The sequence below is a fragment of the Dactylosporangium sp. NPDC049525 genome (assembly GCF_040676755.1).
GTDB lineage: Bacteria > Actinomycetota > Actinomycetes > Mycobacteriales > Micromonosporaceae > Dactylosporangium.
Genome location: NZ_JBFAPO010000001.1, coordinates 792151 through 807039, shown reverse-complemented (window position 1 = coordinate 807039; position 14889 = coordinate 792151). Strand labels below are relative to the sequence as shown.

Genomic DNA, 14889 nt, shown 5'->3' with positions numbered 1-14889 from the left:
GCCATGGACATCAACGTTTCCCGTCGCGCGCTCCTCGGTTCCGGCGTCGGCATCGGCGCCGGCCTCGTCGTCGGTACACCCGCCGCGGCCGCCACCACACGGCCCGCCGTCGCGGTCGTCGGTTGCACCGTCATCGACGCGACCGGCGCACCGCCGCGGCCCGGCATGACCGTCGTGGCCCGCGGCGACCGGATCACCGCGCTCGGCCCGTCGCGGACCGTCAAGGTCCCCGACGACGCCGCGGTCGTCGACGGCCGACGCCGCTTCGTCATCCCCGGCCTCACCGACATGCACGTGCACAGCAGCGGCATCGACACGATCGACCCGCCGCTGTTCCTCGCCAACGGCGTCACCACCGTCCGGGAGATGTCGGGGTACCCGACACTGCACGAGTGGCGGCAGCGGGTCACCGACGGCACGCTCTTCGGGCCGCGGTCGGTGATCGCCAGCCCGCTCATCGACGGCTCGCCGTCACTGTGGACGGGCCTCGGCGCGCCGTACGTCGAGGTCGCTGACGCCGCGCAGGCCAGGGCGGCGGTGCGGCAGGTCGCGGCCGACGGCGCCGACTTCGTCAAGGTGTACAGCCGGCTGTCGCGGGAGTCGTTCACCGCGATCGCGCAGGAGTCGCACCGGCTCGGCCTGGAGTTCGCCGGGCACTGCCCCGACGACGTGCCGGTGACCGTCGCCAGCGACCTGGGGCAGCGCAGCTTCGAGCACGTCTTCACCAGCTGGTACGCCACGTCCCGGCACGAGGACGAGATCCGCCGCGTCCTGTCGGAGCTGACCGTCGAGGCCGGCGACTACAACGGCTGGCTGCACCGCGTCCACCCCCTCGAACTGGCCGCGGCACGCGGCTACGACCCGCAGCGGGCGGCCCGGGTGTTCGGGCGGCTGCGGGCCAACGACTCCCACCAGACGCCGACGCTGGTCATGCACCGCGTCCTGGACCTGCCCGGCACCGTCGACCAGGACGATCCGCGGCTGCGGTACATCCCGGCCGAGGTCCGCGCCGTCTGGGACTTCGCGATGCAGGAGATCTACCTCGACGGGCGCACCCCGCAGGAGGCGGTCGAGCATCAGGAGCTCTTCGGGCACCGCGGCCGCTTCGTCGGGGCGCTGCACCGCGCCGGCGTGCCGCTGCTGGCCGGCACCGACACCGGCACCTCCTACGTGTACCCCGGGTTCAGCCTCCACGACGAGCTGGAGCTGCTGGTCCGGGCGGGGGTACCGGCGCTGCGCGCGCTGCAGGCGGCGACCCGCGACGCGGCGCGGTTCCTGGGCCTCGGCTCGGGCACGGTCCGCCAGGGCGCACCCGCCGACCTGGTGGTGCTGGACGCCGACCCGCTCGCCGACATCCGCAACACCCGCCACATCCACGCCGTCGTCGTCCGGGGCGAGCTCATCACCCCCGAGCGCCGCGACGCGATGCTGGCGGCGGTGGCCGCGGCCGCCGCCACGGCGACACCGGTCCCCGCCCGCATCGGCTGTCGCTGCTAGGACCGCGGCCGGCTAGGACTGCGGCTGCTGCAGCGGTTGCAGCAGCTGCGGTGCGGGCAGCGGCGGGTACTGGGACGGGGGCGGCGGCGGGAGGAACAGCAGGCGGTCGTTGTACGCGGCGGTGACGTCGGCGCTGACCGCGCAGCGGATCGTCAGGTCCAGCATCGAGGTGAACGGGCCGCGGACGGCGCGCTCGGTCACGACCCGGCGGGCCAGGACGCGGCGCGTGCCGAACACCTTGAAGATCACGAAGTCGGGCACGCCGTTGACGTCGATGAGCCCGCCGTCGTTATGGGTCCGCACCAGGTCGGGGCGGCCGATCGCCAGGGCGAACCTGGCGGCCGGGCTGGTGTTCAGCAGCCGGCGGGCCTGCGCGCGCCGCTCGATCGGGCCGTTGCGCCGGCGCTGCCACAGGTGCCGCAGGTGCTCGTTGAGCAGCACCACGTGCACCGGCACGATCAGCGAGACGCCGAACAGGATCGGCATCGCGATCGCCTCGGCCCAGACCGGCTGGGAGAGGTCGTCCTCGACGGTCGTGGTCATGACGGCCCAGAACACGACCGCCAGCCCGAAGTAGCCGATCGCGGCAGCGAACAGCGGCGCGCTGTGCCGGCGGGCGGCGTGATACAGGATCGGGACCCAGGCGAGCACGCACATCGTGCACGCGCCGGCGATGACGCCGAGGATCGTCTCCAGCCAGGTGATCCACGGATGCCGGTTGAACTCGGTGCCGAAGAACGGGTCGACGCCGACCGCGAACGGCGGCCAGCGCTGCGCACCCACCGACGGCGGCACGAGCGCCGGGAGGGGTGGGTACCGGACCGGCGGCGGGCCGACCAGAAACGGTGCGGGGCTCACTGGTGCCTCGTCCTGCGACGCGCCGGGCGCCGGGCTGGTCGGATCCCACGAGGAGCCCGACGAGACCGGCGCCGGCGCGGTCGTCCCGGACGGCGCGGTCATCGGCAGCGACGACGGGTACGCCAGCGCGGGGTCCGCCCGCAGGATCCGCCGCTGCAGGTCCTGCAGCTCCTCGCCCGGCTCGATGCCGTGCTCCTCGTCGAGCAGCGCCCGCAGCTCACGGAACGTCTGCAGCGCGTCGGTGGGGCGCCCGCTACGGTGCAACGCCAGCATCAGCAGCAGCCGGAGCCGCTCGTGCAGCGGGAACTCCTCGACCAGCGCGGCCAGGTCGGCGATGAGCTCGCGGTGGTCGCCGCGGCGCAGCCGGATCTCGGCGAGGGCCTCCGACGCCGACACGCGCCGCTCCCCCAGCCGCACCCGCACCGCCTCGAACACCGGGCCGCCGAGGCCGGCGAACGGCTCGCCCTTCCACAGCCGCAGCCCGGCCCGGAACCCGTCGGCGGCGTCGTCGTCCCGCCCGTCGGCGTGCGCGGCCGTGGCCGCGTCGACGGCGGCCTCGAACTCGGTCGCGTCGACGCTGAACGGGTCGATCGCCAGCCGGTACCCGGCCTCGCTGAGGGTCAGCAGCCGCGACGGGGTCCGCGGTGACCGGTCCGGCTCGAGCAGGCGGCGCAGCGCGGCGACGTACTTCTGCAGCACGTTGGTCGCGTTCTCGGGCAGGTCGTGCGGCCAGACCGCGTCGATGATCTGCGCGGTCGGCACCGGGCGGCCCGGCTGCAGGAGCAGCACCCCGAGGACGGCGCGCTGCTTGGCGGGCCCGAGGTCCAGCGGTCGCTCGCCGGCCCAGGCGCGTTGCGGGCCGAGGATCTCGAAGCGGAAGCCCCCGTCCATCCCATTCCTCTAGCTGCGATGCGGCGACAGTTGCGGTGCGGCCGACAGCCACGGTGCGGCGCCAGCTGCGGCAACAGCTGTGGAGATAGCTGCTGGTCAGCCGCGGAGACGGTCGGACGGCAGCATATCGGCAGCGGCACCGCAGTGGGAACCGGCAGCATTTCGGCAGTCAGGACGGGCCGGCGACTCAAACGGGGGGTCGCCGTCCCGCTCGGACCGCCGAAGGTTCCGGGCGAACCGTCAGCGGGCGGAGGCGCGGGTGAGACGGTCGCGGACCGCGAGCCAGTCGTCGCCGGCGGGCGGGGCCTGGGCGAGGATCGTCGCCACGCCGGCGTCGTCGAGGCGGTGCAGTGCGGCATACAGGTCGGCGGCGTATTCGAGCGGGTCGGCCGACAGCAGCTCCACGTGCGCCCCCTGCGGCGCCGTCGAGCGGTGGGTCAGGATGCCGAGGGTGCCCGGGTCCGCGTCCTCCGCGCGCGCCGCCAGCACCGCCGGGTCGTCCACGAGGTGCAGCCGGGCCCGCGGCGCGTAGTGGCGGTGGGCGAGCCCCGGCGAGCGGACCTCCGCCGCGGGGCCGTCCTCACCCGGCAGCTGCAGCGCGCCGACCACCTCGCGGATCGCGCGGAGGCTCAACGCGCCCGGGCGCAGCAGCCGCGGCGGCGAGACGGTCACGTCGACGACTGTGGACTCGATGCCGAAGCGGCACGGGCCGCCGTCGAGGACCAGCGGCACGTCGGGCAGGCTGCGGATCACGTGCTCGGCGGTCGTCGGGGAGATGCTCTCGGACCGGTTCGCGCTCGGCGCCGCCAGGGGCAGCCCGCACTCCCGGAGCAGCGCCAGGGCGACCGGGTGCGCCGGGACCCGGATGGCGACGGTCGCCGGGCCGCCGTTGGCCGGCAGGTGGTGGGCCCGCTCCACGACGAGGCTGAGCGGGCCGGGCCAGAACCGGGCCGCCAGCAGCCGCGCCGCCTCCGGCCACTCGTGCGCGAGGGCCCGCGCGTCCGGGGTCGACGCGACGTGCACGATCAACGGATTCCAGGAGGGGCGGCGCTTCAGCCGGTACACCTCCGCGACGGCCTTGGCGGAGAAGGCGTGCGCGCCGAGCCCGTAGACCGTCTCGGTCGGGAACGCGCAGACGGACTCCTGGCGCAGCAGCTCGGCGGCGCGGCGGAGCCCGGCCGCGTCGGCGGCGACCACCCCGTCAGTCATGTGCGCAAGACTAGAGGGTCGCGCAGGTCGACCCCGTTGAGCATGGCCGCCGGGCCACCGCCGAACGAGGTCAGTTTCCGCTGCAGGAAGCCGGGCAGCCGGGGCAGCAGGCGCATCGCCTGGGCCATCGTCCACACCTGCAGGTCGCTGCGCGGGATCAGGGTGGCGAGGACCGAAGGCCCGATCGTCCGGCTGGCGGCGACCGCTTCGGCGAGGGCCCGCTCGTACGCCGGGAACGCCACCGCATACTCGTCGCCGGCGGCCGCCAGCTCGGAGGCGAGGACATAGGCCCCGACGATCGCGAGGCTGCTGCCGCCGCCGACCGCGGGGCCGGGCCCGTAGCCCGCGTCGCCGGCGAGCGTGATCCGGCCGCGGGACCAGGACGGCAGCCGGATCTGGCTGATCGAGTCGAGGTAGAAGTCGTCGGCGGTGTCGAGGTGCTCGAGCAGCTGCGGCACCTCCCAGCCGAGGTCGGCGCAGACGGTGCGCAGCAGCCGCCGCTGCGCGGCCTGGTCGCGGTGGTCCGGCTGCGGCCCGCGGAAGAGGATGACGACCCGGGTGCGGCCGGGGGTGCGGGTCGGGTAGAGGGCGACGGCCCGGTCGACGGTGTTGTAGCCGAGGACCCGCCCGTCGAGGCCGATGAAGTCGGGCACGCTGAACACGGCGAGGCAGCCGCCGAGGTAGTGGCTGTAGCCCTCCTCCGGGCCGAACACCAGCCGCCGGACCCCGGAGTGCAGGCCGTCGGCGCCGACGACCAGGTCGAAGGTGGCGGTGGTCCCGTCGGAGAAGGTCGCGTCGACCCCGTCGGCGTGCTCCAGGAGCCGTTCGATGGTGGTGCCGAAGGTGTACGTGACGTCGTCGCGGGTCGCGTCGAAGAGGATCTGTGCGAGGTCGCCCCGCATGATCTCGATGTGCCGGTCGGACACCCCGGCGAGCAGCTGCGCGGCGTCGATCGTGACGTCGGGACGGCCGGGCCGGATCAGCGTCATCGTGCCGGTGGTGGTGCGCGCGGCCTCGACCTGCGGCAGCAGCCCCATCCGGGCGATGACCTCGACGGCGGGCCCGAGCAGGTCGACCGCCTGGCCGCCGTCGCCGACCCGCAGCTCGGGGGTCCGCTCCACGACGGTGACCTGATGCCCGTTGCGGTGCAGCCAGTAGGCGAGGACGGGCCCGGCGACGCTGGCGCCGGAGATGAGCACGTGCATGACTCCCCCTACGTTCGTTTACTTACCGATAGGTAAAGGGAACCACTTACCTCCCGGTAAGTAAAGTAGAATGTGACGCGTGCCAAGGGTGAGAACCACAGAGACTGCCGACCGCATCCGCGCCGTGGCGATGGAGCTGATCGGCGAGCGGGGCGTGGCGCAGGCCAGCCTGCGCGAGATCGCGGAGCGCGTCGGCATCAGCAAGCCCGCGCTGTATTACCACTTCGCCTCGCGTGAGGACCTCGTCCGCAGCCTGTTCCAGCCCCTGGTCGACGACGTGTCGGCACTCCTCGACGACTTCGAGTCGGGCCGCTGGCCGGGCGACCTCACCGACCGCCGGGCGGTCCTCGGGGCGTATTTCGACGTCACGTATCACCACCGCGACATCACCAAGATGGTCATGCAGGACCCGAGCGTGCTCGCCGACCTGAACCTGGCGGCGGAGGTCGCCGAGTGGGGCCGCCGGCTCACCACCCTGCTGTTCGGCCCGACACCCACCCTCGCGCAGCAGACGCGGGCGACGGTCGCGGTCGGCGGCCTCGGCGACTGCACGGTGATGTTCATCGACGTGCCGGCGGCCGAGCTCAAGACCGCCGTGCTCGACGCCGTCTGCGCGACGCTCGGCGTGGACTAGGTCCAGGCCCTAGCGTCGACGGCATGCGATCCGCTCTGTGGCTGCCGCTCTTCGACCAGCTCGCCGACCCCCGCACCGTGGCCACGCTCGCCGCGGAGGCCGAGGAGCACGGCTGGCACGGCCTCTTCGTGTGGGACCACGTGCGGTGGCACCCTCCGGTGCGCGACGTGGCCGACCCGTGGATCGCGCTGACCGCGGCGGCCATGGTGACCGAGCGGATCCGGCTCGGCCCGATGATCACGCCGCTGGCCCGGCGCCGGCCGGTCAAGGTGGCCCGGGAGACCGCGAGCCTCGACGTGCTCAGCGGCGGGCGGCTCACGCTCGGCGTCGGCGTCGGCAGCGACCGGTTCGGCGCCGAGTACTCCGCGACCGGGGAGGGCGGCGACGAGAAGACCCGCGCGGCGATGCTCGACGAGGCGCTCGCGATCCTGGCCACGGCCTGGTCGGGCGAGCCGGTGCGGCACGCCGGCGCGCACTACACCGTGGACGGGCTGACCTTCCTGCCTCGGCCGGTGCAGCGCCCCGGCGTGCCCGTGTGGGTCGCCGGCTTCCCCGGCAAGCGGCGCCCGATGCAGCGGGCCGCCCGGCACGACGGCTACTTCCCGGTCAACCTCGAGCATCCGGACCAGCTGGCCGAGGCGGCCGCGACCATCGCCGGGCTGCGGGAGCCCGGGCCGTATGACATCGCGGTCGAACTCGCGCCGGGCGTCGACCCGGGGCCCTACGCGGCGGCCGGCGCCACGTGGTGGCTCACCGCCTTCGACCCCGAGTCGGTGACCGTCGACGAGGTGCGCGGCGTGCTGCGGGCCGGCCCGAGCGGCTGAGCGCTTCCGTCAGCCGCTCGCGATCCTCGTCAGCCACTCGTCGAGCAGGGCCCGCTCCGCGACGCTCAGCGCGGTGACCTCGGGCAGCGCCGTGCGCAGCGCCCCGGCGGTGCCGACCAGGCCGTCGCCCGGGCCCGCCCGCTCGCCGGTGACGGCGGCGATGATCGACTCGCGGGCCAGCGCCGACAGGGCCGGGTCGCGCTGCCGCGGCGGCAGCGCGATCAGGGTGAGCGTCATGCCGCAGCCCGCGGCGTGGATCAGGTGCGCGGCCCGCTCCTCGCTGACCCGCAGCCGGCCGGCCGCCGCGATCCGCCGCACCTGGCCGGCGAGCACCTCGGCGGCGGCCCGGGCCGCGGGCGACTCGACGCCGGGGCGGGGCTCGCCGTAGATGAGGGTGTAGACGGCGGGGTGCTCGAGCCCGAACGCGACGTGCAGGTCCCAGCCGCGGCGCAGGTCCTCGACCGGGTCGGCGCTGTGCTCCAGGGCGGTCTTGCCGTGCAGGTAGGACTCGAAGCCGTGGCTGGCGACCGCGTCGAGCAGGCCCTGCTTGTCGCCGAAGATCCGGTAGATGGTCGGCGCCTGCACGCCGGCGGCGGCGCTGACCGCCCGGGTGGAGATCGCCTCGCGGCCGCCCTCGTTCAGCAGCGCCGCGGTGGCTTCGACGATCCGTTCGCGGGTAGTGGTCATGGTAACAACGCTAACACTTGTGTGTTAGCGGATTAGTGCTAACGTCGAATCGTTATCGTCGCTAACACGCCTTCGGGAGGATGTCATGACCAGGGTTGCCGTCGTCACCGGTGGTTCTCGTGGGATCGGCCGGGCCGTCGCGCTGCGGCTCGCGTCGGACGGGCAGGCCGTCGTCATCGCATACGGCCACTCGTCCTCCGCCGCCGACGCCGTGGTGGCCGAGATCGCCGACAAGGGTGGGCAGGCGGTCGCGGTGCGCGCCGACGTCGCCGACGAGACCGCCGTCGCCGCGCTCTTCGACGCCGCTGAGCAGCAGTTCGGCGGGGTTGACGTGGTCGTGCACGCGGCCGGCGTCATGGTCCTGTCGCCGCTGGCCGACATCGACCTCGACGAGCTGGACCGGATGCACCGCACCAACATCCGCGGCACGTTCGTCGTCGACCGCGAGGCCACCCGGCGGATCCGCTCCGGCGGCGCGATCGTCAACTTCTCCACCTCGATCACGCGCCTGTCGGCGCCGACCTATTCGGCGTACGCGGCAAGCAAGGCCGCCGTCGAGGCGATCAGCCCGATCCTCGCCAAGGAGCTCCGCGGGCGCGACATCACCGTCAACGCCGTCGCCCCCGGCCCGACCGCGACCGACCTGTTCCTCGACGGCAAGGACGCCGCCACGATCGAGCGAACGGCGAAGATGAACCCGATGGAGCGCCTGGGCACCCCGGAGGACATCGCCGAGGTCGTCGCGTCCCTGGCCGGGCCCGCGCGCTGGATCAACGGGCAGACGATCTATGTCAACGGCGGGGTCGCCTGACCCGTCGCAAAACAGTGTCTTCGGACTCTTGTCTCATCGCCGGCAGACGACACCAGCGGCGGGGATGTACCGTGTCGGGCACGAGGATGAATTCAAGTTGTCACGACGCCGGGCGCGGCACTGCCACCGCCCCTCGGCGCACGGGAAACGGGGAGCCGACATGGGACGTGGACGGGCCAAGGCCAAGCAGACGCGGATCGCCCGGGAGCTGAAATACTTCACCCCGCCGACCGACCTCACTGCCCTCCAGCACGAGCTCGCCGGCGTGCACCTCCCCGAGCACGACGACGCGGACCCGACCGATCACACCCCGGACCGCGACGACCGCACGCCCCGCTAGCCGGCGGTGCCACCCGGCGAGCTGGCCCCTGGCGGTCAGCTCGCGATGCCTGCCTGCCGCAGCGCCTCCCGCACGACGCCCTCGAACTGGCTGGGCGCCGACAGCATCGGGAAGTGATCACCCTCGGGGATGACCGTGAGGGTGGCGCCGGGCACCTGCGCCGCGAGCCGCCGGGCCCACAACTGCGTGGCCTGGAAGTCGTGACCGCCGACGACGACGTCGACCGGCGTGGTGAGTTCCCGGAAGCGGGTCTTGACCGGCGGGTCGAGCTCGGTGCCGAGGGACTCCTCCAACAGCACCCAGTAGGAGTTCGCGACCTGCAGGCCGGTCATCAGCCGCCGGTCGTGCTCGCCGAGCGCGGGGCCCCACCCGCCGATGTCCACGGCGGCGGCTGCGTGCACGCCCTCCTCGGCCAGGGCGCGTCCCATCCGGGCGAAGTGCTCGTGCATCTGCCGCCGGGCCGCAGACTCCTCAAGACCCGGATCCGGGAAGTCGCCGAACGCGCCGCCCACCGCCACAACCCGGCGGACCCGGTCCGGATGCCGGTGCGCGAACGCCAGCGCCCGGCGCGCCCCGTCGGACACCCCGACCAGCACGGCGGCGCCGACCCCGGCCGCGTCCAGCACGGCGGCGATGTCGTCGAGCTCGCTGTAGGGTTCCGCCACCACCGGCACCGGGGCGGCCCCCGGCAACCGGCCGGTGTGGCTGCTGGCCAAGGGGTTCAGCCGATGAGCTGCAGCTCGGCGAGCTGGGTCTCGGCGGCGCCGTGGTTGGCGGTGATCTGCAGCCGGAACCGCGCATAGGCCGTGCTTCCCGGGACGGTGAACGCCCGCGTCTGCCGGCGGTCGGCGAAGTCGACGTCGGTGCGGGTGTCCACCGTCGTCCAGGTGACCCCGTCGTTGGAGCCCTGCAGGACCCAGTTCTTCGGGTCCCGGCCGGGCAGGTCGTCGGCGGAGGTCAAGGTGTACTGCGTGACCGTCGCCGCCGAGGTCAGCTGGCAGGTGATGGTGGCGGTGTTCGCGACCGTCAGCCACTTCGTCAGGGACGAGTCATCGGTGAGCTTGGCGCGGCCCTCGGCGGCGGTGTCGCCGCTGACCGCGACGGTGCCGCCGGTCGCCAGGTCGACCAGCTGCTTCGGCGCCGCGGTGCCGGTGGTGATGGACCCGGGGATGTCGTTCGTGCCGGTGCCCCACGACGACGGGCTCGGCCCCATCACGAAGTTCAGTGTGCCGCCGGCGGTGAGGTCGGCGTGGGTCAGGTAGTTCTTCGTGTAGGTGACGCCGTTGAGGGTGGCGCTCTGGATGTACCGGTTGGTGTCGCTGACCCCGGGCGCGTTGACGGTGAACGTCCGCCCGTTCTCCAGGGTCAGTGTCGCCTTCGGGTGCAGCGGCGCGCCGATCGTGTATTCCGTGGTGCCCATCCGCGCCGGGTAGAAGCCCAGCGCGGAGAACACGTACCAGGCGGACATCTCACCGTTGTCCTCGTCGCCGAGGTAGCCGTTGCCGGTGCCGGCGCCCGAGTTGTACAGCGTGGTGAGCACGCGCCGGACCTGGTTCTGTGTCTTCGCCGGGGTGCCCGCGTAGTTGTACATGTAGAGCATGTGATGCGTCTGCTCGTTGGCGTGCGCGTACTGACCCATGTTGGTGTCGTAGATCTCGCGCATCTCGTGGATGATGCCGCCGTAGCAGCCGGTCAGGTAGTCCCGCGGGGCGGCGAGCATGGCGTCGAGTTTCGTGGACAGCTGGGCGCGGCCGCCGTAGAGGTTGGCCATGCCCTGCGGGTCCTGCGGCGCCGGCGTCGCGTAGTGCCACGGCGCGCCCTCGACGAACTCGCAGCCCCACAGGTTGGGTTTGAAGTCGGCGTCGCTGGTGCGCCACGCGCCGTTGCTCTGCCGGCCGCGGAAGAACCCGACCGACGGCGAGAACAGGTTCACGTAGTCGAGGGACCGGTTGCGGAAGTATGCGGCGTCATCGGTGTAGCCGAGTGCCTGCGCCAGCTGCGCGATGCCGAAGTCACTCGTGGCGTCCTCGAGGGTCCACGACGCCGAGTCCCCACGCACGTCCGAGGGCAGGTAGCCCTTGAACGTCGACACGTCCAGCCCCATCCGCCCGTTGACCCACGGCGAGTACACGGTGGCGTTCTTGACCATCGACGCGTACGCGGCCTGGTAGTCGAAGTTGCGCACGCCCTTGGCGTAGGCGTCGGCGAACGCGAGATCCTGGTTGGTGCCGGGCATCGCGGCCCGGTTCCACGGCCCCGACCAGCTCGGCGTCCAGCCGGTGGTCTTGTAGGCGTTGACGAACCCGTCCAGCATCTCCCCGGTCCGCCCCGGTTCGAGCAGCGTCAGCAGCGGCCACTCGGCCCGCGCGGTGTCCCAGAAGCCGTTGTTCACATACATCTGACCGTCGTGGAGCTGGCCGTCGTACGGGCTGAGGTACCTGCGCACGCCGCCGACCATCTCGCTGCGGTTGTTCGGGTACATGAACGACCGGTACAGGTTCGAGTAGAACGTGACGAGCTGGTCGCCGGACGCGCCCTCGAGCTTGACCCTGCCCAGCGCCGTGTCCCACTGGGCGGCGGCCTCGTCCCGCACCGTGTCCAGGCTCTTGGCGCCGATCTCCTGGTTCCGGTTCGTCGCGGCCTGCGCGACGCTGATCCAGGAGGTGCCGGTCCGCAGGGTCACCTGCTGGTTGACGGTGGTCGCGACCCGGATCCAGCTCGTCGCGCCCTGCCCGGTGATCGTACCGGACGCGGCGATCGCGGCGTCGACGGTCGCGGAGAAGTACAGCTTCTGACCCCGGTGATCGACGACGCCGGAGATGGTGCGCGCCGCGGTGTCGACGCTGATCGAGCCGCCGGCGCTGTCGACCGTGTCGAAGAGGATGGTGGAGTCCGACGCCGCCGGGAACGTGAACCGCAGGACACCCGCATGGTCCGTCGGCGCGATCTCGGCGGTGATCCCGTACGTGTCGAGCCTGGTCTTGTAGTAGTGCGGCTTCGCGACCTCGTTGGCGTGGTTGAAGATCGACTTGCGCGCGTCGGGGGTGGACTTGACGCCGCCGGTCATCGGCATGATCTGCAGCTGCCCGTAGTCGCCGATCCACGGGCTGGGCTGGTGACTGATCGCGAAGCCCTGCACGGTCGCCGCGTTGTACTGGTAGAGCCAGCCGTCGTTGTTGCCGTTGGTCACCGGGGTCCAGAAGTTGAACCCGTGCGGGACCGTCGCACCGGGGAACGTGTTGCCCCGCGAGTAGTTCGCGTCGGAGTTCGTGCCGCGCCGGGTGTCGACGAGATCGGCGAGGTTGCCGCCGGTGCCGGCGCTGATCTGGATGTCGTCGAAGTAGCCGCGGAACGTGCCGGTGCCCTCGGGCTTGTCGTAGCCGATCAGGATCCGGTCGATCGTCTTGCCGCTGACGGCGGCGCCGATGACCGACGTGACGTAGTTCCACGTGTCGAAGTTCAGGACCCAGCCGCTGCCCTGCTCGCGCGGGTTGACCCGCACCCCGTGCTGATCGACCGCGCCGGAGTTGCGCAGATACGTGCCGTCGGTGAAGACGAGGTCGACGGCCACGTCGAGGTTCCCGCCACGCTGCGGCAACACCCAGTAGGACAGCGTCGTCGAGGCGCCGACCACGATGTCGACGTCGAAGACCCGGTTGTAGGAGTAGCTGCTGGTGGTGCTGGTGTCGGCGCCCGAGTACATCAGCGCGGCGCTGCCGGTGTGCGCGAGCTCGGTGCGGGTCCCGCTCTCCATGCCGGTGAGGCCGCAGCAGTACCCGCCGACGCCGGCGCTGCTCTCGACGCTGTTGGTCCAGGTGGGCTGCGCGTCGCCGGCCTCGAAGCCGGAGCTGAAGTCGCCCGGCGCCGCCGTCGCCGGCGTCGTGATGACGGTGACGAGGCTGGCGGCGAGGGCACCCGCGGCAACCCATACCGAGGCACGGCGACGCACAGACGATTCGGTCACGGGTCTTAGCCGAACACGCGCAGCTCATAGATGCGAGTCGCAACCTCGCTGGTCTGTGTGGGGGTACCCACGTTGAGGCGCACGTAACGGCCGGTCACACCGCTGACCGGGTGACTCGTGTTCGCCGCCGTGTTGCCGGTCACATTCACTGCCTGGGTCCAGGTCGTGCCGTCGTTGGACACCGAGATCGTGAACGCCCTGGTGTTGAGGCTCGCCGCCTCCCCACCGGCCTGGGCGTGGGCGAGCTCGAACCGGGTGATGCTCCTGGCGCTGCCGAGGTCGACCTGCAGCCACGCGCCGGCGACCGACGAGCAGAACTTGTCGGAGTTTCCGCCGCTCACGCTGCCGTTGACGGCCTTCTCCGGGCCCTCCGCCGCCACGCACGCGGCGCTGCCGGTGGCGGGCCTGCCCTGCGCGACGTTGACACCCGCGCCCACCGGCGCCCCGACCACCACGTTGTCGAACGTAGCCGCCGCGTTGAAGACCCGCACCCCGTCACTACCGGACGCGTACGTGCCGTCCGTGACATTGATCTTCGGGCTGGCCATGTCGTCGACGTACACCTTGAGCGATGACCCGATCGCGGTGACGCGCAGGTGATAGCTGGTGCCGGCGGTGACGGCCAGGTTCGCGGTGCCCAGCTGGGTCCAGTTGTTGGCAGCGCGGCCCAGGACGACCCGGCCGGCCGGGCTGATCCCGGCGTAGTAGCCGTTGTAACCGTCGGTGCCGGCGGTCGGGTTCGTCACCCGGAACGTCAGGCCCGCGTCGCCGCCGCCGCTGGTCACGGTGACGTCGGCGTCGTAGGAGAAGTCGCCGAAGTTCGTGTCCAGCTGCGCCTTGCCACCCAGCGAGTTGCCGGCCGTGTACTTGCCGTTCGCGGTGCTCCAGGCGCCGCCGTAGGTCCTCCACCCGAGCGCGTTGCCGTCGGCGAAGTTGTCCTTCACCCGCATGGTGATGCGCGGGATCGTGCCGTCGGCGTTGAACGTCATCCGGTCGTAGGCGAGCTGCCGGTGGTTCCCGTCGGTCTCGGCCAGCGGTCGCCGGTGGTAGAGGATGTACCAGGTGTCGGTGCCCGGCACGTTGATCACCGAGTTGTGCCCCGAGCCCTTGGCGACCGCCGAGTCCTGCGCGAGCACCTTGTCCAGCTTGGTGAACGGCCCGGTCGGCGAGCTCGACATCGCGTAGGACACCGAGTAGTCAGGCCCGGTCCAGCCACCCTCGGACCACATCAGGTAGTACTTCCCGTTGCGCTTGAACATCTGCGAACCTTCGACATACCCCGACGGTGTGATCTCCTTGAACGTGCTGCCGTCGCTGAACGTGCCGAGACTGATCATGTCGGCGTTGAGCTTGGCCACGTTGGCGTGACTCCAGCCGCCGTAGTAGATGTAGGCCTGCCCGTCGTCGTCGATGAAGACGTCCTGGTCGATCGGCTGCGCACCGTTGTAGAACTGCCCGATCAGCGGCCTGCCGATCGCGTCGCGGTAAGGTCCCGCCGGGTTGTCGGCGACGGCGACCCCGATCCCGCCGAGCGCAGAGTTGTTCTGGATGTCGTTCGCCGCGAAGTACAGGTAGTACTTCCCGTTGCGCTGCACCGGCGCCGGCGCCCACATCGCGTAACTCGCCCACGACACGTTGGCCTTGGTCAACACGTTGGGATGCTTCGTCCAGTTGACCAGGTCCGTCGAGGAGAACGCGTCGAGGTAGGTCTGCTCGGAATACCCCTTCGACGTCGTCGGATAGACCCAGAACGTGTTGTTGTACACGGCGACATCAGGGTCGGCGTACCACCCGTCGACGAACGGGTTACCCGCCTCGGCGGTGGTGTAGTCCGGGATCGCGGCGCCGGCCGCGACGGGCACGAGCACACTCCCGACGAGGGCGGCGGCGGTCAGGACGGCAAGTCGCTTGGCTGCAGTGAACATCGGTGGCGGCTCCGACGGTGACGCGCTGGCGGGCGCGGGATGGC

General features: G+C 72.0%; 11 protein-coding genes and 1 pseudogene. 5 read left to right on the top strand and 7 right to left on the bottom strand.

Annotated elements, in window-relative coordinates:
• Positions 1-3 precede the first annotated feature (3 nt).
• Positions 4-1497, top strand: coding sequence for an amidohydrolase family protein (locus AB0K00_RS03675; RefSeq protein ID WP_363514631.1), 1494 nt, complete (start codon positions 4-6; stop codon positions 1495-1497).
• 12 nt (positions 1498-1509) lie between these two features.
• Here the strand turns inward: AB0K00_RS03675 and AB0K00_RS03670 are convergent, their stop codons facing one another.
• The 3 genes from AB0K00_RS03670 to AB0K00_RS03660 all read right to left on the bottom strand — a co-directional run bounded on the left by AB0K00_RS03670 (position 1510) and on the right by AB0K00_RS03660 (position 5660).
• Positions 1510-3246, bottom strand: coding sequence for an AfsR/SARP family transcriptional regulator (locus AB0K00_RS03670; protein WP_363514628.1), 1737 nt, complete (start codon positions 3244-3246; stop codon positions 1510-1512).
• Between the two features lie 240 nt (positions 3247-3486).
• A complete protein-coding gene (locus AB0K00_RS03665) occupies positions 3487-4455 on the bottom strand; it encodes an L-threonylcarbamoyladenylate synthase (protein WP_363514625.1) in 969 nt (322 codons plus the stop codon).
• Entirely contained in the window at positions 4452-5660 is a 1209-nt protein-coding gene (locus tag AB0K00_RS03660; protein ID WP_363514622.1) for an FAD-dependent monooxygenase, read from the bottom strand. The genes AB0K00_RS03665 and AB0K00_RS03660 overlap by 4 nt, the downstream gene beginning before the upstream one ends.
• A gap of 79 nt (positions 5661-5739) precedes the next feature.
• On the opposite strand from AB0K00_RS03660, the gene AB0K00_RS03655 reads away from it, so the two are divergent.
• Both AB0K00_RS03655 and AB0K00_RS03650 read left to right on the top strand, forming a co-directional pair.
• Complete coding sequence (locus AB0K00_RS03655) at positions 5740-6294, top strand: TetR/AcrR family transcriptional regulator (RefSeq protein ID WP_363514619.1); 555 nt, start codon at positions 5740-5742, stop codon at positions 6292-6294.
• 23 nt (positions 6295-6317) lie between these two features.
• Positions 6318-7118, top strand: a complete 801-nt coding sequence (locus AB0K00_RS03650; RefSeq protein ID WP_363514617.1) for an LLM class flavin-dependent oxidoreductase — start codon at positions 6318-6320, stop codon at positions 7116-7118.
• A 9-nt stretch (positions 7119-7127) separates the two neighbouring features.
• Here the strand turns inward: AB0K00_RS03650 and AB0K00_RS03645 are convergent, their stop codons facing one another.
• Positions 7128-7805 (bottom strand): TetR/AcrR family transcriptional regulator, encoded by a 678-nt coding sequence (locus tag AB0K00_RS03645; protein ID WP_363514614.1) that lies wholly within the window; start codon positions 7803-7805, stop codon positions 7128-7130.
• Positions 7806-7890: 85 nt separating this feature from the next.
• Here AB0K00_RS03645 and AB0K00_RS03640 point away from each other — a divergent pair, with 85 nt between their 5' ends.
• Positions 7891-8616 (top strand): SDR family oxidoreductase, encoded by a 726-nt coding sequence (locus AB0K00_RS03640; RefSeq protein ID WP_363514611.1) that lies wholly within the window; start codon positions 7891-7893, stop codon positions 8614-8616.
• Between the two features lie 160 nt (positions 8617-8776).
• Positions 8777-8956: a DUF3073 domain-containing protein gene (locus AB0K00_RS03635; RefSeq protein ID WP_363514608.1), complete on the top strand. Its 180-nt coding sequence runs from the start codon at positions 8777-8779 to the stop codon at positions 8954-8956.
• A 35-nt stretch (positions 8957-8991) separates the two neighbouring features.
• Here the strand turns inward: AB0K00_RS03635 and AB0K00_RS03630 are convergent, their stop codons facing one another.
• The 3 genes and pseudogenes from AB0K00_RS03630 to AB0K00_RS03620 form a co-directional block, all read right to left on the bottom strand.
• Entirely contained in the window at positions 8992-9672 is a 681-nt protein-coding gene (locus AB0K00_RS03630) for an alpha/beta hydrolase (RefSeq protein WP_363514605.1), read from the bottom strand.
• Positions 9673-9677: 5 nt separating this feature from the next.
• Complete coding sequence (locus AB0K00_RS03625) at positions 9678-12920, bottom strand: GH92 family glycosyl hydrolase (protein ID WP_363514602.1); 3243 nt, start codon at positions 12918-12920, stop codon at positions 9678-9680.
• A 5-nt stretch (positions 12921-12925) separates the two neighbouring features.
• Positions 12926-14719 (bottom strand): annotated as a pseudogene (locus tag AB0K00_RS03620) (family 43 glycosylhydrolase); the annotation flags it as partial.
• Positions 14720-14889: the final 170 nt, after the last annotated feature.

What these genes read in the sequence shown, in the direction of transcription:
- AB0K00_RS03675 (WP_363514631.1), top strand. Translation starts at nt 4, where the DNA reads ATGGACATCAACGTTTCCCGTCGCGCGCTCCTCGGTTCCGGCGTCGGC.
- AB0K00_RS03670 (WP_363514628.1), bottom strand. Translation starts at nt 3,246, where the DNA reads ATGGACGGGGGCTTCCGCTTCGAGATCCTCGGCCCGCAACGCGCCTGG.
- AB0K00_RS03665 (WP_363514625.1), bottom strand. Translation starts at nt 4,455, where the DNA reads ATGACTGACGGGGTGGTCGCCGCCGACGCGGCCGGGCTCCGCCGCGCC.
- AB0K00_RS03660 (WP_363514622.1), bottom strand. Translation starts at nt 5,660, where the DNA reads ATGCACGTGCTCATCTCCGGCGCCAGCGTCGCCGGGCCCGTCCTCGCC.
- AB0K00_RS03650 (WP_363514617.1), top strand. Translation starts at nt 6,318, where the DNA reads ATGCGATCCGCTCTGTGGCTGCCGCTCTTCGACCAGCTCGCCGACCCC.
- AB0K00_RS03645 (WP_363514614.1), bottom strand. Translation starts at nt 7,805, where the DNA reads ATGACCACTACCCGCGAACGGATCGTCGAAGCCACCGCGGCGCTGCTG.
- AB0K00_RS03640 (WP_363514611.1), top strand. Translation starts at nt 7,891, where the DNA reads ATGACCAGGGTTGCCGTCGTCACCGGTGGTTCTCGTGGGATCGGCCGG.
- AB0K00_RS03635 (WP_363514608.1), top strand. Translation starts at nt 8,777, where the DNA reads ATGGGACGTGGACGGGCCAAGGCCAAGCAGACGCGGATCGCCCGGGAG.